Below are 22,233 nucleotides of genomic sequence, written 5' to 3' on the forward strand. Positions count from 1 at the left end.
TGTGTGAGGTACTGAGTGAATAATTATCAAAGTCCCCGTAGCCGTTTACGCATTCTAGGTCTCAGCATTGCCCTAACCTTGGCAATCATTGGAGGATTATCAGGCTATTGGTCGTTTTCGATGAGTACAACGACCAATGCTTTACGCTGGTGGGCAAATTGGTTGCAAGATGTTGGCACAGAAATGTTGGGGGCTGCTGTCACTATTCTGCTAGTTGAACTGGTTATTTATCAACAGCGAGATGAGGCTAGCCGTCTTGATCAAGCGCAGATGCGCCGCAAGGAGCATTTTGTCAATCAGTTGAGAAGATCCTACAGCGTAGAGAAACGCCAAAAAGTCATTGATCGCATGAATCAGCAAAATCTGCTGACAAGGGCATGGCTATACGAGATCGACTTAGAGCGAGTGAATTTAACCGAATGTGATTTTTCAGAGACAGACTTGTTTGAAGCAAATCTATCAGAAGCTTTGCTAACCAAGGCAAATCTGCAAGACGCTAACCTTCGGAGAGCAAATCTAACTAAAGCAAATCTAGTTGCTGCTAACTTGGAGGATGCAGATTTAGTAGAAGCTAACTTGGAGGATGCGGATTTATATTCCGCCAACCTCAAAGACGCTGACTTCAGTTGTGCTCGATTCAGCAGAAAGACACGCCTTCCCGATGGCAGCTATTGGACGCCTAATCTCGACCTGAAAAGTTTTGCCCCAAAATTAGACAAAGCAGCTTAACCAAATGAGTATCCATAGTTTTATAGGAATGAATAAATTTTAAGTTCTCAGTTTTGAGTTTTGAATGATTGAGTCATCGGCGAATCCAAAGCTCAAAGTTGATACTTAAATAAGTTCCCGTTCCATAGCCGTTGCTAGTTCCGTCCACTGCCCACATAAGCTATGCGATCGCACCTTATCCTCCAAACCATAAGTCATACCTACCTGCAGCAGAGCACGACTCAGAATTGTCACAATCACTGACTAAGCGTTGCTATCTTTTACGACTGTTGTAAAACAGCTTCATGCTTATAAGCTTTGTTGAGATAGAGGGTTTCATACAATGGAATTTAGAGGCTAAACTTACATTCCTAATACCCCTGTTCTTACTTCAGAGCAGGGGTTTGCTTACTGATAAAACTTGACAGAGCCTCACTTCTTGCAGTACAAAATTACCATTAAAGCGAACATTGGCGTTCAATCATCTTTTCTGAGCGTCATGGCCTTAGTCGTTGAATAAGCTGCCTCGACATTACTCAATATTGGAATGTACCAACCTAAAAGACATGCCTGAGATTGCTCCCCGACTTTCTGAAACAGAACTCAGTCAGCGTATTTTGGATATGGCTAAAACGGGGGTCTATCGAGAGTCTATATTCGAGGCTTTTCAGTCTTTGGCGACTAAGCGTCAGGTCAGTAGCGCGATCGCTCATGCCAAACAGTTGGGCCTTTATTCCGTGAGCAGTTTGAGGGATCCTGACCTGGGGACCTATTACCAAGTTGACTTGGCGAAATATCAGTCCCTTCAAGCAGCCTTAAAAGCTAACATCCAAATCTCTGCGAGCGACGATTTAGCGGCCCAAATTCTAATCACGACTCAAACGATCCGGGCAATGCTAGTGATCTCAGGGGGATTCACGCTTGTTTTAGTGATCTCGGGGGGATTCCTTCTGCTCACAGGGCATCTCCAAAGTGGTCGTTTTGCCTGGGTCGGTGCTGCCTGTGTGGGTGGCGTTTGGTCACTCCAACAGTATTGGACGCGCTTACAAAGCAATCACTGACTCATCAATATTGGTCAGTGAGTCAATCAAGCAAAAATCTTGAACGATATGTATCACCCTATCTTGTTATTTCAATGAAGTAAATTTGATATCTCAATACATTGTTTGATATTTCAATGAATTAGTAGCTTTTCTTCGGAACCAAAGGGTATTAATGTCAAGTCTATAAAGGGTGAAATTCGAGCTTTTTATAAGCTCTCAACGTTCGCTCAAAACCCTTGCGTAGGCATTGTTCAAGGGTTTAAGTCATTGATCTTTATCGGGATCAAAAACCTCGATGAAGTTTTGGTGAATACTGTCATCCGGACTTCCACGTAAATCGTTGTTGCCCATATTCTATGTAAATCAGAAGGACCAATCTAGGAGTCAACTTTCCTGTGATCAGGATTCAGAGTCAGTCTACCGCTGCCATGGATGTTGCCCTGCCGACCGCAGCGCCGCAAATCGTTAGTGACCCATTATTCTGCCATTTACCGAGCATGGAATCAGGCCATCCTTCGGTAAGAAGTATTCTTAAACGCTGTATTGATATTGTTGGTGCACTGATCGGATTACTGATTACCGCTATTTTGTTTATCCCGATTGCTATCAATATTCAAATTGACGACCCCGGTCCTATTTTTTACAGTCAAGTGCGATGCGGCTATCGAGGAAAAACGTTCCGAATTTGGAAGTTTCGCTCTATGGTAGTCAACGCGGATGCCCTTAAGCACCTGGTTAGTAACGAAGCTCAGGGGCTAATTTTTAAGAATAAAAATGATCCGAGAGTTACTCGCATTGGTTCTTTTTTACGGAAGACAAGTCTTGATGAATTTCCTCAGTTCTGGAACGTTCTTGTCGGCAATATGAGCTTGGTGGGGACAAGGCCACCCACCATTGATGAGGTTATGAGATACGAGCCTCATCATTGGCAACGGTTAGAGGTTAAACCAGGCATTACTGGTGAATGGCAAGTGCGCGGTCGTTCCTCCATAGATAACTTTGAGAATGTCGTCAGCATGGATCTTCAATATCAGGAGCGGTGGTCAGCACTCTACGACATTAGGCTCATTCTAAAAACAGTTCTAGCTGTTCTACAGCGTCGAGGCGCTTGTTAGAGTACTCAGCACTAGGAAGATTAGAGCTGTCTAGATCCACAAAAATTTCATCTTCAACTCCAAGTTGAAAACGGAGCAGGTTTGGTCGCCTGACTCCGTTTTTTTTCTCTGAATAAGCTTTGATGATGGATGCCTGTCGCTGCCTAACTTCAAGGGAAACAAGAACCTTAATAGCTATCACCAATTCTGTTAGACCAAGACAGATGGCCATCATCCTTCACCCGCAGCTCTCGCAGTAGCCGTTTTGTGTCAATAGAAAGAGCTTGCAGAAAAGGTTCATCTGCAAGCTCTCTATTGTGTTCTATTGGTTTAGCTTGGTAGCCTAAGCTTCCCGACTGTCTAAGAAAGTCTGGAGTTGACCCAACGCAGCTCTACCAATGTTGAAAACAGCCCAACTTGCAGCCAGTGCAACTGGAGCCAACACAACCACGATTCTCCAATCCATGACCATATCTCCTAAAAGCCTGTTTAATAGTTTGTGATAATTCTCTCATAATTTTTCGAAACCTGTTTCATATTTCTTCTCAAATCCAAGAAAATTATCTGAATCCCAAAGAGGTCCCTTGTCCTGCATGGACGATCGCAAGCTGGTGATATTTTTTAGCGTGGTCAATCAGGTCAGCGGCCTCCTCTTCCGAGACTGCTCGCATGAGCTTGGCAGGAAGACCCACAACGAGCGATCGCGACGGCACATCTTTCGTAACTAGTGCGCCTGCCCCAACAATGCTGCCTGCTCCAATCCGCACTCCATTTAGCACGATCGCCCCAATCCCTATCAAGCAGCCCTCTTCAATATGGGCACCGTGAATAACCGCTCGATGCCCCACCGTGACATACGCCTCTAAAACTGTGGGTTGGCCTGGGTCACCATGCAAGATTGCCCCATCCTGAATATTGCTATAGGCACCAATCTGAATAGATTCCACATCGGCTCGTAAGACTGCTCCATACCAAACACTACAGCCTTCAGCTAGGGTGACTTCCCCCATTACAGTTGCCCCCGGAGCAACAAAAGCGGCCTGAGATACGTCGGGAGAATCCCAAAAATTTCCCCCAGGAGACAAAATCGGGGTCTGAAAGTTAGTCATCACTAAGAACTTCATACAGAATGAACATAAATCGGGCTGTTCCCCCCGCTATAATACGGCTACCGGAACCCGTCGGACTGCATCCATCGGCTATCGCTCAATGGTTAACCCAGCCCTACAACACCCTATTTTTGGCCCAGACATCAGGTGTCCTCACTGCCGTCAAACGATTCCGGCGTTGACCCTGACGGATACTTATCTGTGTCCCCGACATGGAGCTTTTGAGGCAGATCCCACCAGCAAGGAACTTGTACACTTGCAGTCGGGGCGTCACTGGCGCCAGTGGGAAGGCGAATGGTATCGTCAGCACACCCATCCAGACGGTATTCGCTTCGAGATTCATGAAGCATTAGACCGTTTATATACTCAAGGCTTTCGGGCAACGCGGGTGATCATCGCTCAACGCTACCAGGATCTTGTGAAGGCCTATTTAGAACGCAGTGCTCCTTGGCGAGGAAATAGCGAAGGGGGATCCCCCAGACTTTATGGCCTGCCGGTAGAGTTTAGTCCTTCAGCGGATGAGGAACCCTGTTGGAACGTAATCAACTTCAATCTTGAGAAAGAGCCGGGTGTACCTGTCCGTTATCCATATTTTCGATTGTTTGAATAATTGCGATCGCAATGCACCATGCGTCTATCCGTACAGCTGATATTCACCGAGCTATCACCTTCTATCAGCTACTAGGCTTTGAAATGGAAGAGCAGTTTACCGCTGGCATCACTTTGGCCTGCTGGATGACGGGACTGACGGGACGCATTGAACTGTTGCAAATTCCAGAGCCAAAGGCAACGCCAGACTGTTTTCATGATGAACATTACACTGGCTATTACCATCTGTCTTTTGATTTAACAGAAGTCACCGATAGTTTGCCGGATTGGTTAGAATCGCTGGAAACACGTTTTGCGGAAGCTCACGAGAACACTCCTGACGGTGTTACACCGCTCAAGATTTTGCTGCCTCCAACACAGCAAATGATTGGGACCTCTGTCTATGAGGTTGCGTTTGTTGCAGATGCAGACGGTTTACCTTTGGAGTTTTTGCGGATGATGAAACATGAGCAGTAGCGGGGCAAAGCCTTTCAAGAACAATTGGGAATATCTGAAAGTAGAGCTGCGCTGGCTCGATCGCGTCCTAATGATGGCAGTGTCTCGTAAACGTCAAGACGATAAAACTATTCATCAAGTTGCCAACAATTCAGCAGATAAAATTACGAGTCACTGGTGGAAGGGCATTATCTCTGTCAGCAGAGGCATTGACGACCGAGAAGGCCCACCCCCTAAGTCCCCAGCGAAATCCGTACCCACTGCCAGCTACAGTCAACAATTAGAAGCACGAATTCAAGCAAGCTACGAAGCAAAGATAATCCTAGCGTTGCCCCTACTGCGAGATCGCTTGGGTTTATCCGAAGTTGAGAAAAATATTGTGTTGATGGCGATCGCACCCGAAATCAATCGTCGTTACGGTCGCCTTTACGATTACTTACAAGAAGAAGAGGGAGCATTGGCAGATTTGCCTACCGTCGATCTCTGTCTTCGCATTCTTTGTCGCAACGACAATGATTGGCAGCAAACACGAGCAAAATTAACTGCGACTCACTCTCTAGCTCATCGAGGACTGGTTGAGTGGATCGGCGATGAAGACGGCACGTTGTTGAGTCAGCAGGTTAGGGTAAGCGATCCGTTAGCTCGCTTTTTATTGTCAGATCATCCCAGTGAAAAAGTATTAAGCAGTCTTTTGGCAGAGACGGGCATCGAAGACAACGTATTTATATCAGATAGCATTCTGACCTCGACAGCTGAGCAAGCGTCAGCCACCAGTTCGGAATTACCTTTGGAAGAGGAGTCTTCTGGTCAACCCCAAAACCCAACCCTGTCTTCCCAAGTCGAAGTGAGTTGGGAAACGCTTGTGCTCCCCAAGAAGCTTATCCATCAGCTACAGCACCTCGGTCGTCAAACTGTACAGCGTCAGCAGGGTCCAATGATGGGCCTAATTGTTTTGTTAGTAGGCGATACAGGCACGGGTAAAACAACTGCTGCCGCAGCGATCGCTTCGCAAATCAACCAGGCGCTAACCTGCGTAGATTTGGCAACCCTATCACCCGAACAATACCCTGGCGTCTTAACTGATTCGCCCAACGAAAACTCCAGCCTGCTATTGATCAAACAAGGAAAACACTGGTTTGGTCGGAACTCGCAGGTTGACCAAAGTTGGCTGCATCAGTGGTGGCAATGGCGCAAACAGTTCGGTTTAACCTTGGTGTCTGTCAAAAGCCTAGAAACGGTACGTCCCAGTTGGCGGCAGTCATTTGATGGTATCTTGCACTTTCCACGCCCTGATAAAAAAGGGCGTTGTCGGTTGTGGGCGCAGTCATTTGCACCTGAGTTCAACACTCAACGGCTTAGTTGGTCTGAGCTTGCCGAACAGCTCCCCCTCACAGGCGGAGACATTCAGACGATCGCTCAAACTATCCAACTCGATTTGCAAGAACGTCAGCGCTCAACCGTTACGCTACAGGCATTGCGAGACGCTCTACGGCTTCATCACCCCCATCTGGAATTGAAAACTCGATAAGGCATATCAAGCAAACAGCCTCAAGCTATCGCGTCCAAAACACCCGTAACAGCGATCGCCCAGCCCTTTGGAGCCAGATCGGGAGCTATTTGCCAGCCTCGTTCTGCCAGCCTCGGGTGGGGCCCAGCTTCTCCTGGCAGAACGATCGCTCGGTCTACGTTTTCCAACATGTCAAGATCGTTAGGACTGTTACCCAATCCGATAGACACAAGCGGTCCCCCATCAGCCAAAATAGGTTCATACAGCGTTACTAATGTGTGAACTGCAATGCCTTTTCCCGCTTCAGCACCAATTAGATGAGAGAAGCGATCGCCCACCACAACGTTGAATCCCATACCCTGCGCAGCCGCCACCAACGTTTCTGAAGCTGTATTTTTAGGCGTCAAAAAAGGCTCGGTGAACTCTCTCATCTTTGCCTCATGAGCAGCTTCTGGGTTCAAGCCGGTCAGCTGCTGAACTTGTTCGATAGAGAGATCGCCAAATCCCTTAAGTGGTCGTCCAAGGTCTTGGGCGATCGCCTTCAATCCTGCCCGAGCCATGACGTAGCTCACGCCCAACGGCACCACTCGATACGGACCATCGTCATCCCCTTCTGGTAGCGGATAGGGACAGGTATCACGGGGAATATAGATCGCGCTGCCGTTCTCCACCACAAATGGATCAGTTAACCCGATTTGCTGAATTAAGGTCTCAACCTCGGCTCTAGTCTTACTGGTCACAGGAATCACAGGAATTCCCCGTTGCTTCATCCGCTCAATTACCGGCAGTGCAGCATCGTAGTCATAACTTTGAGGATGCAGTAGCGTTCCATCCAAGTCCGTAAAGAGAATGAGTGCAGCCATTCCAGGTATCCTTCCCAGCAGCCCTTTTATTCTCTTACAAAGAGCCTTCCTTCAGCCTTATATCTCCTCATGTTTGATTTCTATAGCCATCGCCAGTGCCGTTAAGACGAGGCGACGAGCCAGCCGGCTACACGCTAAGCACCGGTGTATTGGCCTAAATGACTGAAGCTAGATCTTCTTGACTACGCATCGTTGTAGAAAAATATTTGCAGAGAGTTGAGGCTAAGGTAACTAGTTGGGAACCCTGAACATCAAGGAGTAGTTAAGCGGGAATTTCTAATAATTAGGTGATTTTCTCGAAGATAAGCTAACGTTGAGTTGCGCAAGTGCTCCCAGATGTTCATCCGAATCGTTAGAAGCTGCGAGTTATGGGTAAAGTAATCGGAATAGACCTCGGAACTACTAATAGCTGTGTGGCCGTTCTAGAGGGTGGTCAGCCGATTGTAATCACTAATGTTGAGGGAGGACGGACAACTCCCAGTATTGTTGGTTTCGGCAAGAATGCAGAGCGCCTAGTTGGACAACTTGCTAAGCGACAAGCAGTAACAAACGCGGAAAATACGGTCTACAGCATCAAACGATTCATCGGACGACGGTGGGACGATACTGAGGACGAACGATCCCGAGTTCCCTACGTATGTATATCAGGAAGAGATAGTACCGTCGATGTTGAAGTCCGGGGCAAAGCCTATACGCCCCAAGAGATTTCTGCCATGATCTTGCAGAAATTGAAGCAGGACGCGGAAGCTTATCTCGGTGAAGAGGTAACTCAAGCTGTTATTACGGTACCTGCCTACTTTACAGACGCTCAACGGCAGGCCACAAAAGACGCTGGCACGATCGCAGGCCTCGAAGTCTTACGTATCATCAACGAGCCAACCGCAGCAGCCTTGGCTTATGGATTAGATAAGCAAGATCAGGATCAGACGATTCTCGTATTTGACTTAGGCGGAGGGACTTTTGACGTCTCCGTATTGCAACTAGGAGACGGGGTCTTTGAGGTTAAAGCGACATCGGGAAACAATCACTTGGGCGGTGATGATTTTGACAACAGTATTGCCCAATGGATGATTGAAATTTTTCGCGAACAAGAAGGCATTGATCTCTCTGCTGATCGTATGGCACTTCAGCGCATCCGCGAAGCGGCTGAAAAGGCCAAAATTGAGTTGTCTACGATGCAAACAACGTCCATCAACTTACCGTTTATTACGGCTGATGAGACAGGACCGAAGCATCTGGAAATGAGTCTCAGCCGTGCCCAATTTGAGCAGCAGGCTAAGACACTCATCGAAGGCACTCTAGAGCCGGTACAGCAGGCCATCAAAGATGCGGAGCTTTCGCCTGAAGAAATTGACAAAATTCTGCTTGTAGGAGGCTCTACCCGAATCCCGGCTGTTCAAGCGGCCATCTCCGAATTTTTTGGCGGCAAAGCACCTGATCGCTCGGTTAATCCAGACGAAGCAGTGGCATTAGGGGCTTCAATCCAGGCAGGCGTTTTAGGTGGAGAAGTCAAAGATCTGTTACTGCTGGATGTCACGCCTTTGTCCTTAGGCATTGAAACCCTAGGGGAAGTATTCACAAAGATTATCGAGCGTAACACGACTATCCCAACTAGCAAAACGCAAGTCTTTTCAACAGCAACTGATGGTCAAACCTCTGTTGAAGTTCATGTGCTTCAGGGCGAGCGAGCAATGGCCAAGGACAACAAAAGTCTGGGTAAGTTTCAGCTCACCGGTATTCCACCAGCCCCTAGAGGTATCCCTCAAATTGAAGTGTCTTTCGAAATCGACGCTGATGGTATTTTGCAGGTAGCCGCCCGAGATAAGGGAACGGGCAGAGCGCAGAGTATTCGCATTACGAATACGGGGGGTCTTAGCCAGGATGAAGTCCAAAAGATGCGCCTGGATGCTGAGAACTATGCCGATGAGGACGAACGGCGCAGACAGGTTGCAGATCTGGTCAATCAGGCTGATAACCTGCTTTACAGCTATGAGGCAGCCCTGCGTGACACCAGTGATTTGAGCATTGATGACACCCTGCGGGCGATCGCTGAAGAAAAAGCTGTTGAACTTCGCGCCGCCATGCAAGACAAGGCGATTACCCCAGATAAACTGCGTCGCGCCATTGAGGAATTCCAGCAAGCCTTCTTCAAGATGACTTCAACGATATATGACCAATCTGAGCTTGACGAAGAAGGAGTTGACTTCAACGTTGAAATGCCTACCGAGCAAATGTCGGAGACTAAAGATCAATCCTTAGAAGATGCCTTGGCTGACGCTAACAGTGTTGCTGACGCCAGCAGTACCAGTAGTGATGAAGACGGCACGCTCGACGTTACAATCACGGCTGACTATGAAGCGATTGATTAAATCTAGACGATTTATAAGTGGGTTGTTTACTCATCCGATGCGACGTCCCATAGAATGGATTAATGTACCGTAACGTAAATTCAGCATTGCTAACAGACGCCTATGGCCCGTGATTACTATGAAGTGCTTGGTGTTTCTCGCAGCGCCGACCAAGAGGAGATAAAACGAGCCTATCGTCGCCTTGCTCGCAGATATCATCCTGATGTGAACAAAGAGGATGGTGCTGAAGAGGTTTTCAAGGAAATCAACCGAGCCTATGAGATTCTTTCAGAGCCAGAGATGCGCGCTCGGTATGATCGATTTGGTGAAGCGGGTGTTGGTGGAGCCGCTGCTGGGGCAGGGGGCTTCCAAGACTTTGCCGATATGGGCTTTGCCGATATCTTCGAGAGCTTTTTTGGTGGATTTGGTGGGGCCGCAGGACAAGCTGGTCGCCGTCGTGGACCCATACGGGGTGACGATCTGCGGTTAGATCTCAAGCTCGGCTTTAAAGAAGCCGTCTTTGGTGGTGAGAAAGAGATCAAGATCAGCCATCTTGAAACGTGCAACACCTGCAATGGCTCCGGTGCTAAACCGGGTACTCGTCCTGTCACCTGTAGCACCTGTGGCGGTAGTGGACAAGTCCGCCGCACTACGCGCACTCCATTTGGCAGCTTTGCTCAGGTATCGACTTGTCCGACCTGTAATGGAACCGGTGAGATGGTAGAAGATCGCTGCGAGACCTGCGGTGGTAGCGGTCATCTTCAGGAAAGTAAGAAGCTGAAAATCACCATTCCTGCTGGGGTTGATAACGGCACTCGGCTGCGTGTCTCAGGTGAAGGGGACGCTGGTCAGCGGGGCGGCACCTCAGGCGATCTCTACGTCTATCTCTTCGTAGAAGAAGATGCTCAGTTCCGTCGAGATGGCATTAATATCCTCTCGGAGTTGAAAATCACTTACCTTCAGGCCATCCTGGGAGCCAAAATTGAGGTTGATACTGTTGATGGGAAGGTGAGCCTCGGTGTACCTGCGGGAACTCAGCCCAATACGGTACTAACTATGGAAAATCATGGTGTTCCTAAATTGGGCAACCCGGTCAGTCGAGGCGACCATTTGATTACAGTTCAAGTTCAGATCCCAACTCGATTGAAGCCAGAAGAACGTGAACTTGTGGAAAAGCTAGCGGAAATGCGGGGCGATCGCGTCAGCAAAGGCGGGGGAATTGAGGGTTTCTTAGGGGGGTTATTCCGAGGATGAGTGAATCTGTCCCGACCTCTGCCAACCCCACTTCTCCATCATCTGCATCACCAGACAAGGTTTTAGATTTGCGCGGCACACCTTGCCCAATCAACTTTGTACGGACCAAGCTGCAGCTGCAGCAAATGGTGGAGGGAGCACTCCTTGAAGTCTGGATTGACGCAGGGGAACCTGTGGCACAAGTGCCGGATAGTTTGAAGATGGATGGCTATTCCATTGAGCAACTGACTGAACAAGGCAGTTACTATGCCTTACAAGTTCGAAATTCCCAGTCATGATGCTTCTATGACTTCTTCTTCTGCGGTTGAACTGCCCATGAACGCCCCTTTGAGGGGCACAGTAGTCTCCGTTCAGGCTAACTATTACTGGGTGCGGTTGGAGGAGTGGACAGGTATTCCGTACCCTGTTTCGATGCTGCTATGCACTCGTCGAGCACGCCTCAAGAAAGTTGGACAGCAGGTCATGGTGGGCGATCGCGTTCAGCTCGAAGAACCTGACTGGGAAGGACAGCGAGCTGCGATCGCTGCCGTTGATCCTCGAAAGACTCAGCTAGATCGCCCTCCGGTTGCCAATGCTGATCAAATTTTGCTGATCTTCGCACTGGCTGAACCGAATCTAGACGTGCACCAACTCACCCGCTTTCTGGTCAAGGCAGAGTTGACAGGTTTGGACGTCTGCCTGTGTCTCAACAAACGAGATCTGGTCAGTGCCGAAACTTTGACTTCTTGGCAGACCCGCATAGCCGACTGGGGCTACGCTCCCGTTATCATCAGCGTTAGACAGGACGACACTCTGCCAATACTGACAAAAGCCTTGAAAGATAAGATTACGGTTGTCTCAGGTCCATCCGGAGTCGGTAAATCAAGTCTGATCAATGCCTTGATTCCCAAAGCTGAACTGCGCGTTAGCGCTGTTTCTGGCAAACTCGGGCGAGGGCGGCACACTACCCGACATGTTGAACTATTTGAATTACCTGGAGGAGGGCTGCTGGCAGATACCCCTGGATTTAATCAACCCGATATTATCTGTGCGCCTGAAACCTTGAGCAACTGCTTTCCTGAGATTCGCGATCGTCTCCAGCATAATGCCTGCCAATTCACAGACTGCCTGCACCGGGGAGAACCCGGCTGTGCCGTTTCAGATGACTGGGAGCGCTATCCCGACTATTTAGAACTACTGAACGACTGCATTAATCAAACTCAGTCAGTCAACGACTCAGCCGATCCTGACGAAGCCTTCAAAATCAAAATCACGAACGAGGGTCAAGTTCAACGAGAACCTCGGCTACAGCTCAAAAAACACCGTCGAGTTTCTCGTCGCAGCCGCAAGCAGTCTTTGGAAGATTTGCGATACGAATTGACTGACAATTTAAAAAACTTGGATACCCTTGACGAAGAAGACCTATATTCAGACCTCTGACGCACTTTGACATCCTGATTCTGATGACTCAGAACGCTTTAGCATCCTCTGCCTGAAGTCCTCTATTTAATGTATTAACCCTAGGCATTATGAAACAATTCATTGGTGGTTCTCTCATAATGACTGCGCTTTTGGTCACCGCCTGCAACCAGGATCAAGCCATAACTGAGGACTTTTCCTCTGAAGCAGGGCAGTTCAGCATTTCAACCCCTGCACCACTGGAGGAGACGCAGCAATCAGTAGATACGCCGGTTGGTCCTATTGAGATTTACACCTTTACGGCAGAACAAGATGACGCTGCCTATGTTGTAGCTTATTCAGACTATCCACCTGAGATTGTGGAGCAGACTGATCCTGACCAACTCCTCGACAGCAGCCGTGACGGGGCTATCAACAACCTAGGCGGAACATTGGTCAGTGAAGAGGCTATTGACCTTGAGGGAAATCCTGGGCGATCGCTGGTCATTAGCACCGACGTCAACGCTGGCGAACCCGCAGTGATTGATTCCCGCATTTACCTCGTGGAGAATCGCCTCTATCAAATCTTGGTCGTCATGCCAGAAGACGACAATGACGACGCAGCTTCAACAAACTTCTTGGAGTCTTTTAGCCTTAACTGACTAGGGACTATTGACACACAGCATTTTGGGGTTTGATCCACTAATTTCTGCGCGATCGCCGCTGAATGACCTACAGTAAGCGATGATAGATGCTGAACAGAGCATTTCGATAGAGAACGGTTTGTTCTCTCTTCTGTAGAATGTCGGTTCCTGTAGGCCAGCTCGGTGATAGTTTGAATGGTTAAGCTAATCATCCAGATTCCCTGTTACAACGAAGAAGCAACGCTGGGTTTGACGCTGGCAGAACTGCCCAAAAGTCTTCCTGGAGTTGACCAGATAGAATGGCTCATTATTGATGACGGCAGCTTCGACCACACGGTAGATGTTGCTCGTGCTTGTGGGGTCAAACATCTTGTTCAATTTCCCTACAATCAGGGACTCGCTAAAGCATTTATGGCAGGCATAGAGGCGTCTGTTCGAGCCGGGGCCGACGTCATTGTCAATACCGATGCCGACAATCAGTACTGTGCTGCCGATATTCCCAAACTCATTGAGCCTATTTTGAAAGGAGAGGCCGATATGGTGATCGGTGCTCGTCCGATCCAAGATATCCAGCATTTTTCTCCTATCAAGAAGCAGTTGCAGGGCCTTGGTAGTTGGGTTGTCCGAAAAGCCAGCAACACTAAAATACCGGATGCTCCTAGTGGCTTTCGAGCATTCAGCCGTGAAGCGGCACTGAAGTTCAATGTCTTCAACGAATACACCTACACTCTTGAAACCATCATTCAAGCAGGTCAACGGGGAATGAAGGTAGAGTCCGTACCGATTCGTACCAACGGCTATCTTCGACCGTCTCGGCTAGTGAAAAGTATTCCAGCGTATGTGCAGCGATCGCTCTTCACCATCGTTCGCATTTTCATGACCTATCGCCCTCTACGGTTCTTTTTGTATGCCGGAACCGTTCCGTTTAGCTTGGGCTTTTTGATCGGTATTCGCTGGTTGATTCTGTATTTTTCAGGCACTCCGCGATCGCACGTTCCCAGCTTGATTCTGGGCGCCATCTTGATGCTAATGGGCTTTCAGCTTTGGATTCTGGGCCTTGTTGCCGACCTGCTGGCCGTCAATCGCAAAATTTTAGAAGAGAACCAACTCCACTTTCGTCGTCTCAACTGGACTCAGCCTAATTCTAATTCCCATGAGTCGTAACTTATTTGCCCAGTCTGCCCTAGCCGAGATCCCCAAAATCTTGACCCTGACAGATCGCAACCCCCATAGCCCCACATATGGTTGCTGCGATCGCAACTTTTGGCAATACAAAATCATCGATTTTCCCAGCGGCATGTCCCAGGAATTTGCGTTGCCGCTAGCGTTGGCTTATTGTTTAGACCTTCCCAAAAATCCCTTTCATCAGCAATCTGCAATCAAGGACTGGACTGAGGCCATCATCCATTACGCGGCTAAAAGTGCCCACAAAGACGGTGCCTGCGATGATTACTTCCCTTTTGAGCGAGCCAGCGGTGCTGCTGCTTTTTCCCTCTATGCATTTCTAGAGAGCTATCAGCTGCTGAATCTACAAGACAAGAAGCTCTTAGCCTTCTTTGAAACCCGAGCCACCTGGCTAGCGAATCACCGTGAAAGTGGACAATTGGCAAACCATGAGGCCCTGATTGTACTGTGCCTACATCTATTAGGAGAACTACTTCAGACAACCCAATGGGAAGCTCAAAAATCTGAACGCCTAGCGCGGCTGTTGAGTTGGCAAAGCGATGAGGGTTGGTTCCAAGAATATGGAGGATTTGATCCGGGGTATCACACTCTTACAATCTCCTGTTTGGCAAGACTTCACAGCCTGCAACCTCGGGACGATTTGAAGAAAATTTTGATCCAAGCAGTCGATCTTGCTGCTCAATTTGTTCATCCAGACGGGTCCTTTGGTGGGGAATACGGCAGTCGCAATACCTACAACTTCTTTCCCCATGGTTTTGAATTAGTGGGGCAGTGGTATCCAGAGGCACTCAGCGTTAACGATGCCTTCCTCAAGGGCCTGGAGCAAGGAAAACAACCCTGCTATGCCGACGACCATATTGTTGGGCATCACGTTTGGAATTATTGGTTGGCATGGAAAGATTTTGTGAGCGATCGCCCTCTCCCCCAACCCAGACCCACAGAGCGATTTTGGCTCAAACAAGCAGGCATCTTAGTAGATCGCCGCCAGGAAACAGAGCTGTACATTGCTCTTAACAAAGGAGGCGTCTTTAAGCTATTTCGAGCCGGTGAGTTAGTGGTATCTGACACTCAGATCTCAGCTCAAATTCAGCAAGGTCAAAAGCACAAAAATGCGGTGGGCCATCTCCTTGGCAACTACGACTTTGAAATAGATGAGAATCGAATTGTGGTTCGAGGTCATTTAGGTTGGGCTAAGCAGACCCAAATGACGCCACTCAAGCTGCTCGTTTTGCGATTCGTTAACCTGACTTTGGGGCGATTTTCACCGAATCTGGTTCGCAGCCTTTTGCAGAAAGTTCTTATTACCGGAAAGCAACAGGCTCCTGTTCAATTTCTCCGGCAGCTAGATTGGCATGACGGCCAATGGCATGTTACAGATGAATTGAAAGCAGAGACATGGGATACGGTGGAAACAATTGGCATTAGCGGCCATCAAACGTCTATTTATGTTGTAGTCAGTCGAGTATTTCAAGAAAGTCAATTGCAGCCCTGGATAGACCTAACAAACCGAATCAAGCGTTTAAATCCTGGTCAAGTTTTAACGATTGAGCGAACCTATTAGTTTCCAAAATAGTAGAAAAGCATCCTATGAAACGCCTTATTTCAATTGCCGTTAGTCTTTTCATTCTGTTACTGCTTTATTGGAAAATTGACCTCACGGGACTGATTCAGGTCTTCCGAACGTCCAATGCAGCTTGGATGGTCATTAGTCTAGGAATGGTAGTCCCAATCACCTTATTTACATCTCAACGACTACAGTTTTTGATGCCGCCTCAAAGCACCCTGAGCTTTTGGGAAGCCAATCGATTAATCCTTGCAGCCAGTTCGCTCAATATGGTGCTGCCTGCCAAAGCAGGGGATATTGCCAAAGCCTACTTTATGCGCGATCGCGGTCACCTAAACGGGTCCCTTGCGCTATCGTTAGTAGTCTTTGAAAAAGCCTGCGATATGCTTTCGCTATTGCTCTGGTGCTTATTTGGACTGTGGCTTTATCCCCAAAAAGGACTCTTTTTCTGGGCCATAACGTTAGGCATTTTGGCAGGACTAACCGCAGGCATTTTACTGCTAAGTTCCACTCGATTTGCTAACCTTTTTTTCCAATTAGGTCAAATACTAGGCCCCAAGAAAATCAAGCTACGCTTCAAACAGCTTCAGGTAGCTTGGGCAGAAATGCACGACTATTTCTGGCGAGATAAGCGTCAGCTTCTGAAAATCACCAGCATGTCCGTTTTCATCTGGCTGCTGCATCTATTGCAGATCTGGTTTTTTATCCTAGCGCTGAACGCCTGGACACCCTTCATCACCAATTTGGCGCTGTCTCCGCTGGCGATTTTGGCTGGACTGCTGCCTCTCACCTTTGCTGGCGTTGGAACACGAGACGCAGCCCTTGTTTTCCTCTATGCACCCTACTTTGACGCCGCGACCGGAGCTGCTCTGGGGTTATTGTGTACTTCACGCTATTTTCTGCCTGCCGTTGGCGGACTGCCCTTTCTAGAAAGCTACTTGAAAGATATGAGTTGGAAAACGGGCAAGTAGTCACTTCTGGCTTTGACTAAGGAATGAATGAATTTTAAGTTCTCAGTTTTGAGTTTTGAATGATTGAGTTATCAGCGAATCCAAAGCTCAAAGTTGATACTTAAATAAGTTCCCGTTCCTAACTTTGGTCGATTTTCCCGCTCAGAATTAGAAACGTCCACTGCATTTTTCGGCAGGGACAGCCAAGGTGTTGGGCGATTTTAGGGTAGTCAAATCTTTGGCTTCAGAAAGCTTGCCGTCTGGCAGCACATAGAACTGCCGATAGTTCATCTGGCAAAGTTGGTCGAAGATGGCATTGTAAATATCGAAACCCCGGTGCTGGCGAAACGATTCAAGCGTCTCATAGTACAGCACTGGACGAAAACGAGCGATCGCCTCCAAGCCTCCACAAATCACCTCGTATTCCATGCCTTCAACATCAATCTTGACGAAGTCCAATCGTTTGAGCCGTTGTTCTTCAGCAAATTGATCAAGCGTTTTGACACTGACCCGGAACCCACCTTCATTGAGAAGACCGGCATTGCCCGGCACATTCGGATCTTCCTGCCAGAAAAGCTCTCCCGCCTTGTCAGCTAACCCCAGAGAAAAAATTTGCACAATGGCTTTGAGCTGAGGATTCAACTCTAGGTTGTCTTTCAGTCGGGTGAATGTGCTGGGTCCTGGTTCGATTGCCAAAACCCGACCGCTACTAGCAACAGAGGCCATGAGCAGAGTTAATGCGCCCACATTTGCGCCTACGTCAATAACCGTATCTTTTTGATGAACAAATTGACGAATGATGGCACTGGTTGTGAGGTCGTAGTGTCCTGTTGCCATCTCAACTTCAATCGGATAAGTCGTATCGATATTGACCTTAAAACGGTCGAGATACGCATCATAGACGAACTGCTCTCCAGACGGCAGAAAAAATCGCAAGTGGCGGTATCGCTGAGCTAAGCTCAGTTTCACCGAGAAGGGGAGGAGCGGCACAACACTCATCTGCCGCATGAGAGCAATCAAGAACGCTTTAGTCATCAAGCACTACCACCCCTGTTGGGCTAGAAAATGCTGCTCTAGACGATCGCCATGTCGAGCAGATTGCCGCAGCCATTCTAGGCGCAAATCCCGTTGCTCGCGATCGCTAAGATGCCAATCGATCTCCATTTGATATAGCCGCTGAGTAAGAACATACAAACAAAGTGCCACGCTAACAGAGACATTCAAACTCTCAATAAATCCCACCATCGGAATCTTGAGCTTGAAGTCAGCTGCTTGAAGGGCGGTTTGCGAAACGCCATACCGCTCGCTGCCAAACCAAACGGCCAGCTTCTGATCAAGAGGAATGGCTGCTGGAGCGACCGCTCCTTCGTGAGGGCTGGTGGCAGCGATGAGGTAGCCCAGCGATCGCAACTTGCTCAAACACTGACGAGTGTTGTCTTCCTGGTCACTGCCATAACGAGAAATTGCCACCCATTTTTCGGAACCCGAAGCAGCCCCGCGTCGCGCTTTAAACGTATTAAAATTCTCGACAACATGAATATCTTGAATGCCAAACCCCTCACAGGTTCGCAGGATAGCACTGGCATTGTGGGCGTTATGGAAGTCCTCAGCAACGACCGTGATATGGCGAGTTCTCTGTGCTAACACAGCGTCAATTTTCGCCCGTCGCTCCGGAGTCACAAATGTTTCTAGATACTCCATGAGCGCTGTTTTTTGAGTGACATCCATCTGTTTCCCTATCTAAGCTCAGAAACTGACAGAAAGCCTCATTAGGATACCAAGATGCAGCCAACTCAGGCTTCAACGGTATAGTCCGTCGTCAGTTTCGTTGTAGCCGTTGCCAGTTCCGTGAGGTCGTCTCTACCTAAGTTCGCGATGTAAACGCAGTACTGTCTGTCCTCAAAGTGTTTTTGGCAAAACCAACGCAACATCAGCCAAAGAAAGGTAACGTTTCAATTCATCTTCTTAAGACAAACATCAAAGGTGTCGCAGACTAGAGTTACTGAACAAGCTTGGATTCATCCATCTAGTGCAGGATGGCGACAGTATGAAGCTTGAGCTATCCTATTGTCACCAAGATATTATCTCTCTATTGAGTTCCGGAGGAAACCGCCATTATTAGAAAGAGGTTTGATAACCGTCGTGGTCGTCCCGAGCAGCCAAATATTAATCGCAATATCAAAGCACAGCAGGTGCTATTAATTGATCACGAGAATGAAAATCGTGGCGTAACTGATACCAGGGATGCGATTAGTCTTGCTGAAGAAGTCGGACTTGATTTGGTTGTTGTCTCAGAGGGCAAAGAGACGCCAGTTGCAAAGATTCTCGACTACGGTAAGCATCAGTATCAGCAGAAGAAACGCCAAAAGCAGGGTTCCAAGCCTACGATGAAAGAGGTGAAGCTGCGTCCAAATGTTGACGACTCTGATTACAACATTCGGATTCAGCGGGCAACTCAGTGGCTTGATAAAGGTAATCACGTTAAGTTTCAGATTCGTTTGCGAGGGCGTGAACACCAGCATAGAGATCGGGCACGTGAACTACTAGAGCGGATTGTTCAAGACTTAGACACCGTCTCCAAGGTTCAGTCTCTAGATACCAAGTCGCTAATTGTTCAGCTCGTCCCAGAGTCCTAGATCGGCTTTAGGCCAATTAAGTTTGAGAGAGAGTATGGAGCGATCGCTCCATACTCTTTTTTGCGGCTCAATTTCTGCTCATCTCTGTCGCCTCCCCAAGCCTATCGAAACGTTACGCTTTGCCGACAAAGATGAACAAACACCGCTTTCTCCTGCAGCTTGTCAACGTATGCAGTAATGTGTAATCAGCGAAACATAAAGTAAAGATTAAGAGTTTGGAGCGTATGAACCCTCATCTGCTGCGTCAGCTGTGGTCGCTAATCGAAGGCTCTCAAGACAACTGGATCCTGAGTTTAGATGACAATAGCCTTGTTCAATGTTTGGTTGAGCAAATTTCCGGTGAAAGAATACTCAATCCTGCGGAGACAGATTATCTCAACGGCTATATTCGAAGCCGTATTCCCCTGATTCGAGACATCGCTCAGAATTAAAGTCGTGCTTGTCTTACATCCTTTCAACGCAAACCCTAGTCGTCCTCAGAAATCCTCTAGGGAGCTTGAGTGATATTTTCCTTGATCGCCGCAAAGCTGTCTGGGCTACTAAGGTTGACCTACGCTTCGAAGTTGTGCGTAGTGCTCGGATAATGTGTGTTCGGACGATGTTGAACGAATCTCTTGGCTAGTCTCGACAACAGACCACATTAATTTGCCCGGGATGGCATCTCTCTTCATTAATTCACCACCTATCCAACGGTCCTGTATCACCACTATAAAGAGCAGGCTTTAAGGATGGAGTGCGGTCCTGCGATCGCCAATAGGCCGTCATACGGTGACTGTAGACCTACAACTACTTCCATTCACTTGTCTTCGGCAAACGTCTTTCAAACGTCTATTTTCACGATAGATGATGCCCCAAATCCTTATTGTTTAGGATTAATCACCAATATAGCCATCGAAGTGTGTTTTGTGATACAAAAATATTTCCTTATGCATTGGAATGTAAGGCGAAGATCGACCTACTTTCCCGTGGTAGGGGGACTGCCTCTAGAGGCGGTCTGATGAAAACTGTGATTGTGATGAGTTATTAAGGCGTGTAACCAATGAAGAAATGGGGTTTCCTTGGGCTAGCATTGGCCCTTACCCTGACCGCTGCCTGTAGCGGAGGGACAACAACCGATACTGCTGCCGATAGTGGCGATGGTGCTGATGCGGGTAGCGAAACAGCCGCAGGAGGCAGCCGCCTGAATGCCGTTCTAGAGCGTGGACAACTTGTCTGCGGTGTAGATGGTGGTATTCCCGGCTTCAGTTTCGTAGACGAAGGTGGAAACTATTCTGGCCTGGATGTAGATGTTTGCCGCGCTGTTGCTGCTGCACTTTTTGATGACCCGGAAGCAGTTGAGTATCGTCGTCTAGATTCTACTGAGCGTTTCACCGCTCTATCGGGTGGTGAGGTTGACATGCTCTCCCGAAACACCACTTGGACTCTAAGCCGAGACACCCAAGTCGGCATGGAATTCGGGCCCACGACTTTCTATGATGGTCAGGGTATGATGGTCCGCCAAGATAGCGGCATCGCTGGTCTTGAGGACTTTGCAGGCAAAGCAGTTTGTGTGGAGACAGGAACAACCACTGAGCTGAACCTGACCGACCAAATGAGAAAGCTAGGCGTTGATTTTGAGCCGGTTGTCTTCCAAGATGCAGACGCAGCCTATGCTGCTTATGATGAAGGCCGTTGCGAAGGAATGACCTCTGACAAGTCTCAGCTGATTGCTCGTCGTAGTACGCTCCCAGCTCCAGACGATCACGTCCTTCTAGAAGTCACTATGTCGAAAGAGCCTCTAGGACCTTTGACTGTCAACAACGATTCTGCTTGGTTTGATGTTGTGAAGTGGGTTACCTACGGCCTCATTCAAGCTGAGGAGATGGGCATCACCTCTGGAAACATTGCCGAATTTGAAGGCAGCGAAGATCCCAACATCGCTCGATTCTTGGGCGAAGAAGGCACCTTGGGTGAGGACATGGGTCTTCCCAACGACTTCATGAAGCGAGCCATTACCAACGTTGGTAACTACGGTGAGATTTACGAGCGTAATCTAGGCCAAGAATCTCAATTCAACCTGGATCGCGGTCAGAATGCACTGTGGACTGAAGGGGGCCTGCTCTACTCGCCGCCTTTCCGCTAAACACTTGCTATTGAGAAAACCTTTCTCTTAGCGATATAAGCCCTGTAAAAGCCCTACAAGACTGCTTTTCAACGTAGCCTTGTAGGGCTTTTAGGTAGGTCTGCGAGCAATACGCAAACTGCCGATAATCCCAGCAAGACTAGGTGAAGCTGAACTCGGTTAGGGCATTCAAAGCACTGGGCTGTTGTTCTTGAAGCTGGCGCAAGGCTTCCTTCGTTGATGGTCCGACGATGCCATCAATGGAACCGTGATAAACCCCTTGGCGATGCAGATAAGCTTGTAAGACCTTGTTTCTGCTCTGCAAATCATTCCAAAAACTCTTAATCAAACCGTGACGAACCGAGCGTCGAAATTCGTCCTGTTGATTTTTGATGAAACTTTCATCAATGAGTCCCAAACGGTGAGCAACCAAATGGTCTCCCTCCTCTAGCCAGAAGTTTAAGACTGCATTTTCAGCTCCCATGTCAAGGATCTCGGCCATCCGATCCTGATCAGCATCAGTCAAGGTCGGCTTAAGCGCTAATTGGCAATACTCTAAAACAACATCCTTGTGTAGGTCGGATTCAGTTAATAAAGCAGACAGGCTTGGATCCGCAATGTCATCATCAAAAGCCTCTGAGTAAATATCTGTAGTGTTCGTCATTGTTAAATTCCTAGGTGCGTTCCCGTCTTCTTGGGTTGTGAAGGCACAACTCGCTGTGTAGTTGTGTCTTCCAGAAGAAGTTTGTGACAAAAAAGTCATACCGAAATAATGGATAAGTTATAGAAAACCAACAATCCGGTAT

Annotated in this window: 24 protein-coding genes; 17 read left to right on the top strand and 7 right to left on the bottom strand. The window is 48.2% G+C overall.

Going from position 1 to position 22,233, the window contains the following annotated elements:
- The first annotated feature begins 15 nt into the window (after window positions 1–15).
- From PN498_RS00675 to PN498_RS00685, 3 genes are all read left to right on the top strand, one after another.
- A complete protein-coding gene (locus PN498_RS00675) occupies window positions 16–729 on the top strand; it encodes a pentapeptide repeat-containing protein (protein WP_272060742.1) in 714 nt (237 codons plus the stop codon).
- A gap of 545 nt (window positions 730–1,274) precedes the next feature.
- Complete coding sequence (locus PN498_RS00680; RefSeq protein ID WP_272060743.1) at window positions 1,275–1,769, top strand: hypothetical protein; 495 nt, start codon at window positions 1,275–1,277, stop codon at window positions 1,767–1,769.
- 377 nt (window positions 1,770–2,146) lie between these two features.
- Entirely contained in the window at window positions 2,147–2,866 is a 720-nt protein-coding gene (locus PN498_RS00685; RefSeq protein ID WP_442951393.1) for a sugar transferase, read from the top strand.
- A 322-nt stretch (window positions 2,867–3,188) separates the two neighbouring features.
- Here PN498_RS00685 and PN498_RS00690 read toward each other — a convergent pair whose 3' ends face one another.
- Window positions 3,189–3,311, bottom strand: coding sequence for a photosystem II protein Y (locus tag PN498_RS00690; RefSeq protein ID WP_272060744.1), 123 nt, complete (start codon window positions 3,309–3,311; stop codon window positions 3,189–3,191).
- A 94-nt stretch (window positions 3,312–3,405) separates the two neighbouring features.
- Window positions 3,406–3,954, bottom strand: a complete 549-nt coding sequence (locus PN498_RS00695) for a gamma carbonic anhydrase family protein (protein ID WP_272060745.1) — start codon at window positions 3,952–3,954, stop codon at window positions 3,406–3,408.
- Window positions 3,955–4,054: 100 nt separating this feature from the next.
- Between PN498_RS00695 and PN498_RS00700 the strand changes: the two genes are divergently transcribed.
- Genes PN498_RS00700 through PN498_RS00710 form a run of 3 tightly spaced genes read left to right on the top strand, consistent with a single transcriptional unit; the run spans window position 4,055 to window position 6,526 of the window.
- Window positions 4,055–4,564, top strand: coding sequence for a TIGR02652 family protein (locus PN498_RS00700; protein WP_272060746.1), 510 nt, complete (start codon window positions 4,055–4,057; stop codon window positions 4,562–4,564).
- 11 nt (window positions 4,565–4,575) lie between these two features.
- Window positions 4,576–5,019 carry a VOC family protein gene (locus PN498_RS00705; RefSeq protein ID WP_272060747.1) on the top strand — a complete coding sequence of 148 codons (444 nt, stop codon included), beginning with the start codon at window positions 4,576–4,578 and terminating at the stop codon, window positions 5,017–5,019.
- Complete coding sequence (locus PN498_RS00710) at window positions 5,009–6,526, top strand: hypothetical protein (protein ID WP_272060748.1); 1,518 nt, start codon at window positions 5,009–5,011, stop codon at window positions 6,524–6,526. Before PN498_RS00705 ends, PN498_RS00710 begins: the two co-directional genes overlap by 11 nt.
- A 20-nt stretch (window positions 6,527–6,546) precedes the next feature.
- Here PN498_RS00710 and PN498_RS00715 read toward each other — a convergent pair whose 3' ends face one another.
- Window positions 6,547–7,368: an HAD-IIB family hydrolase gene (locus tag PN498_RS00715; protein WP_272060749.1), complete on the bottom strand. Its 822-nt coding sequence runs from the start codon at window positions 7,366–7,368 to the stop codon at window positions 6,547–6,549.
- Between the two features lie 368 nt (window positions 7,369–7,736).
- On the opposite strand from PN498_RS00715, the gene dnaK reads away from it, so the two are divergent.
- The 8 genes from dnaK (at window position 7,737) to PN498_RS00755 (ending at window position 16,711) form a co-directional block, all read left to right on the top strand.
- Window positions 7,737–9,737 (top strand): molecular chaperone DnaK, encoded by a 2,001-nt coding sequence (dnaK, locus tag PN498_RS00720; RefSeq protein WP_272060750.1) that lies wholly within the window; start codon window positions 7,737–7,739, stop codon window positions 9,735–9,737.
- A 102-nt stretch (window positions 9,738–9,839) separates the two neighbouring features.
- The gene (gene dnaJ, locus PN498_RS00725; RefSeq protein WP_272060751.1) at window positions 9,840–10,970 is read left to right on the top strand and encodes a molecular chaperone DnaJ; all 1,131 of its coding nucleotides are present in this window, start codon (window positions 9,840–9,842) and stop codon (window positions 10,968–10,970) included.
- Window positions 10,967–11,248 carry a sulfurtransferase TusA family protein gene (locus PN498_RS00730; RefSeq protein ID WP_272060752.1) on the top strand — a complete coding sequence of 94 codons (282 nt, stop codon included), beginning with the start codon at window positions 10,967–10,969 and terminating at the stop codon, window positions 11,246–11,248. The genes dnaJ and PN498_RS00730 overlap by 4 nt, the downstream gene beginning before the upstream one ends.
- 7 nt (window positions 11,249–11,255) lie before the next feature.
- Entirely contained in the window at window positions 11,256–12,389 is a 1,134-nt protein-coding gene (rsgA, locus tag PN498_RS00735) for a small ribosomal subunit biogenesis GTPase RsgA (RefSeq protein ID WP_272060753.1), read from the top strand.
- A gap of 119 nt (window positions 12,390–12,508) precedes the next feature.
- Window positions 12,509–13,009 (top strand): hypothetical protein, encoded by a 501-nt coding sequence (locus PN498_RS00740; protein WP_272060754.1) that lies wholly within the window; start codon window positions 12,509–12,511, stop codon window positions 13,007–13,009.
- A 177-nt stretch (window positions 13,010–13,186) separates the two neighbouring features.
- Window positions 13,187–14,155, top strand: a complete 969-nt coding sequence (locus PN498_RS00745) for a glycosyltransferase family 2 protein (protein WP_272060755.1) — start codon at window positions 13,187–13,189, stop codon at window positions 14,153–14,155.
- Window positions 14,145–15,737 (top strand): hypothetical protein, encoded by a 1,593-nt coding sequence (locus PN498_RS00750; protein WP_272060756.1) that lies wholly within the window; start codon window positions 14,145–14,147, stop codon window positions 15,735–15,737. The genes PN498_RS00745 and PN498_RS00750 overlap by 11 nt, the downstream gene beginning before the upstream one ends.
- A gap of 26 nt (window positions 15,738–15,763) precedes the next feature.
- The gene (locus PN498_RS00755; RefSeq protein WP_272060757.1) at window positions 15,764–16,711 is read left to right on the top strand and encodes a lysylphosphatidylglycerol synthase transmembrane domain-containing protein; all 948 of its coding nucleotides are present in this window, start codon (window positions 15,764–15,766) and stop codon (window positions 16,709–16,711) included.
- A 147-nt stretch (window positions 16,712–16,858) separates the two neighbouring features.
- On the opposite strand, the gene PN498_RS00760 is transcribed toward PN498_RS00755, so the two are convergent.
- The 3 genes from PN498_RS00760 to PN498_RS00770 all read right to left on the bottom strand — a co-directional run bounded on the left by PN498_RS00760 (window position 16,859) and on the right by PN498_RS00770 (window position 18,621).
- Window positions 16,859–17,725, bottom strand: coding sequence for an FkbM family methyltransferase (locus PN498_RS00760; RefSeq protein WP_272060758.1), 867 nt, complete (start codon window positions 17,723–17,725; stop codon window positions 16,859–16,861).
- 6 nt (window positions 17,726–17,731) lie between these two features.
- Complete coding sequence (locus PN498_RS00765; protein WP_272060759.1) at window positions 17,732–18,418, bottom strand: TrmH family RNA methyltransferase; 687 nt, start codon at window positions 18,416–18,418, stop codon at window positions 17,732–17,734.
- Window positions 18,419–18,483: 65 nt separating this feature from the next.
- Window positions 18,484–18,621, bottom strand: coding sequence for a hypothetical protein (locus PN498_RS00770; protein ID WP_272060760.1), 138 nt, complete (start codon window positions 18,619–18,621; stop codon window positions 18,484–18,486).
- Between the two features lie 234 nt (window positions 18,622–18,855).
- Between PN498_RS00770 and infC the strand changes: the two genes are divergently transcribed.
- The 3 genes from infC (at window position 18,856) to PN498_RS00785 (ending at window position 21,448) form a co-directional block, all read left to right on the top strand.
- Window positions 18,856–19,326 (top strand): translation initiation factor IF-3, encoded by a 471-nt coding sequence (infC, locus tag PN498_RS00775; RefSeq protein ID WP_272060782.1) that lies wholly within the window; start codon window positions 18,856–18,858, stop codon window positions 19,324–19,326.
- A 224-nt stretch (window positions 19,327–19,550) separates the two neighbouring features.
- Entirely contained in the window at window positions 19,551–19,757 is a 207-nt protein-coding gene (locus PN498_RS00780) for a hypothetical protein (protein WP_272060761.1), read from the top strand.
- 608 nt (window positions 19,758–20,365) lie between these two features.
- Entirely contained in the window at window positions 20,366–21,448 is a 1,083-nt protein-coding gene (locus PN498_RS00785) for an amino acid ABC transporter substrate-binding protein (protein ID WP_272060762.1), read from the top strand.
- Window positions 21,449–21,587: 139 nt separating this feature from the next.
- On the opposite strand, the gene PN498_RS00790 is transcribed toward PN498_RS00785, so the two are convergent.
- Window positions 21,588–22,091, bottom strand: a complete 504-nt coding sequence (locus PN498_RS00790; RefSeq protein WP_272060763.1) for a peptidoglycan-binding domain-containing protein — start codon at window positions 22,089–22,091, stop codon at window positions 21,588–21,590.
- Window positions 22,092–22,233 lie beyond the last annotated feature (142 nt).

The sequence above is a fragment of the Oscillatoria sp. CS-180 genome, assembly GCF_028330965.1.
In the GTDB taxonomy this organism is placed as follows: domain Bacteria; phylum Cyanobacteriota; class Cyanobacteriia; order Phormidesmidales; family Phormidesmidaceae; genus Halomicronema.

What these genes read in the sequence shown, in the direction of transcription:
- PN498_RS00765 (WP_272060759.1), bottom strand. Translation starts at nt 18,418, where the DNA reads ATGGATGTCACTCAAAAAACAGCGCTCATGGAGTATCTAGAAACATTT.
- PN498_RS00770 (WP_272060760.1), bottom strand. Translation starts at nt 18,621, where the DNA reads ATGTTGCGTTGGTTTTGCCAAAAACACTTTGAGGACAGACAGTACTGC.
- PN498_RS00790 (WP_272060763.1), bottom strand. Translation starts at nt 22,091, where the DNA reads ATGACGAACACTACAGATATTTACTCAGAGGCTTTTGATGATGACATT.
- PN498_RS00690 (WP_272060744.1), bottom strand. Translation starts at nt 3,311, where the DNA reads ATGGATTGGAGAATCGTGGTTGTGTTGGCTCCAGTTGCACTGGCTGCA.
- PN498_RS00705 (WP_272060747.1), top strand. Translation starts at nt 4,576, where the DNA reads ATGCACCATGCGTCTATCCGTACAGCTGATATTCACCGAGCTATCACC.
- dnaJ (WP_272060751.1), top strand. Translation starts at nt 9,840, where the DNA reads ATGGCCCGTGATTACTATGAAGTGCTTGGTGTTTCTCGCAGCGCCGAC.
- PN498_RS00760 (WP_272060758.1), bottom strand. Translation starts at nt 17,725, where the DNA reads ATGACTAAAGCGTTCTTGATTGCTCTCATGCGGCAGATGAGTGTTGTG.
- dnaK (WP_272060750.1), top strand. Translation starts at nt 7,737, where the DNA reads ATGGGTAAAGTAATCGGAATAGACCTCGGAACTACTAATAGCTGTGTG.
- PN498_RS00695 (WP_272060745.1), bottom strand. Translation starts at nt 3,954, where the DNA reads ATGACTAACTTTCAGACCCCGATTTTGTCTCCTGGGGGAAATTTTTGG.
- PN498_RS00740 (WP_272060754.1), top strand. Translation starts at nt 12,509, where the DNA reads ATGACTGCGCTTTTGGTCACCGCCTGCAACCAGGATCAAGCCATAACT.
- PN498_RS00715 (WP_272060749.1), bottom strand. Translation starts at nt 7,368, where the DNA reads ATGGCTGCACTCATTCTCTTTACGGACTTGGATGGAACGCTACTGCAT.
- PN498_RS00750 (WP_272060756.1), top strand. Translation starts at nt 14,145, where the DNA reads ATGAGTCGTAACTTATTTGCCCAGTCTGCCCTAGCCGAGATCCCCAAA.
- PN498_RS00755 (WP_272060757.1), top strand. Translation starts at nt 15,764, where the DNA reads ATGAAACGCCTTATTTCAATTGCCGTTAGTCTTTTCATTCTGTTACTG.
- PN498_RS00680 (WP_272060743.1), top strand. Translation starts at nt 1,275, where the DNA reads ATGCCTGAGATTGCTCCCCGACTTTCTGAAACAGAACTCAGTCAGCGT.
- PN498_RS00730 (WP_272060752.1), top strand. Translation starts at nt 10,967, where the DNA reads ATGAGTGAATCTGTCCCGACCTCTGCCAACCCCACTTCTCCATCATCT.
- PN498_RS00785 (WP_272060762.1), top strand. Translation starts at nt 20,366, where the DNA reads ATGAAGAAATGGGGTTTCCTTGGGCTAGCATTGGCCCTTACCCTGACC.
- PN498_RS00745 (WP_272060755.1), top strand. Translation starts at nt 13,187, where the DNA reads ATGGTTAAGCTAATCATCCAGATTCCCTGTTACAACGAAGAAGCAACG.
- PN498_RS00780 (WP_272060761.1), top strand. Translation starts at nt 19,551, where the DNA reads ATGAACCCTCATCTGCTGCGTCAGCTGTGGTCGCTAATCGAAGGCTCT.
- rsgA (WP_272060753.1), top strand. Translation starts at nt 11,256, where the DNA reads ATGACTTCTTCTTCTGCGGTTGAACTGCCCATGAACGCCCCTTTGAGG.
- PN498_RS00700 (WP_272060746.1), top strand. Translation starts at nt 4,055, where the DNA reads ATGGTTAACCCAGCCCTACAACACCCTATTTTTGGCCCAGACATCAGG.
- PN498_RS00710 (WP_272060748.1), top strand. Translation starts at nt 5,009, where the DNA reads ATGAGCAGTAGCGGGGCAAAGCCTTTCAAGAACAATTGGGAATATCTG.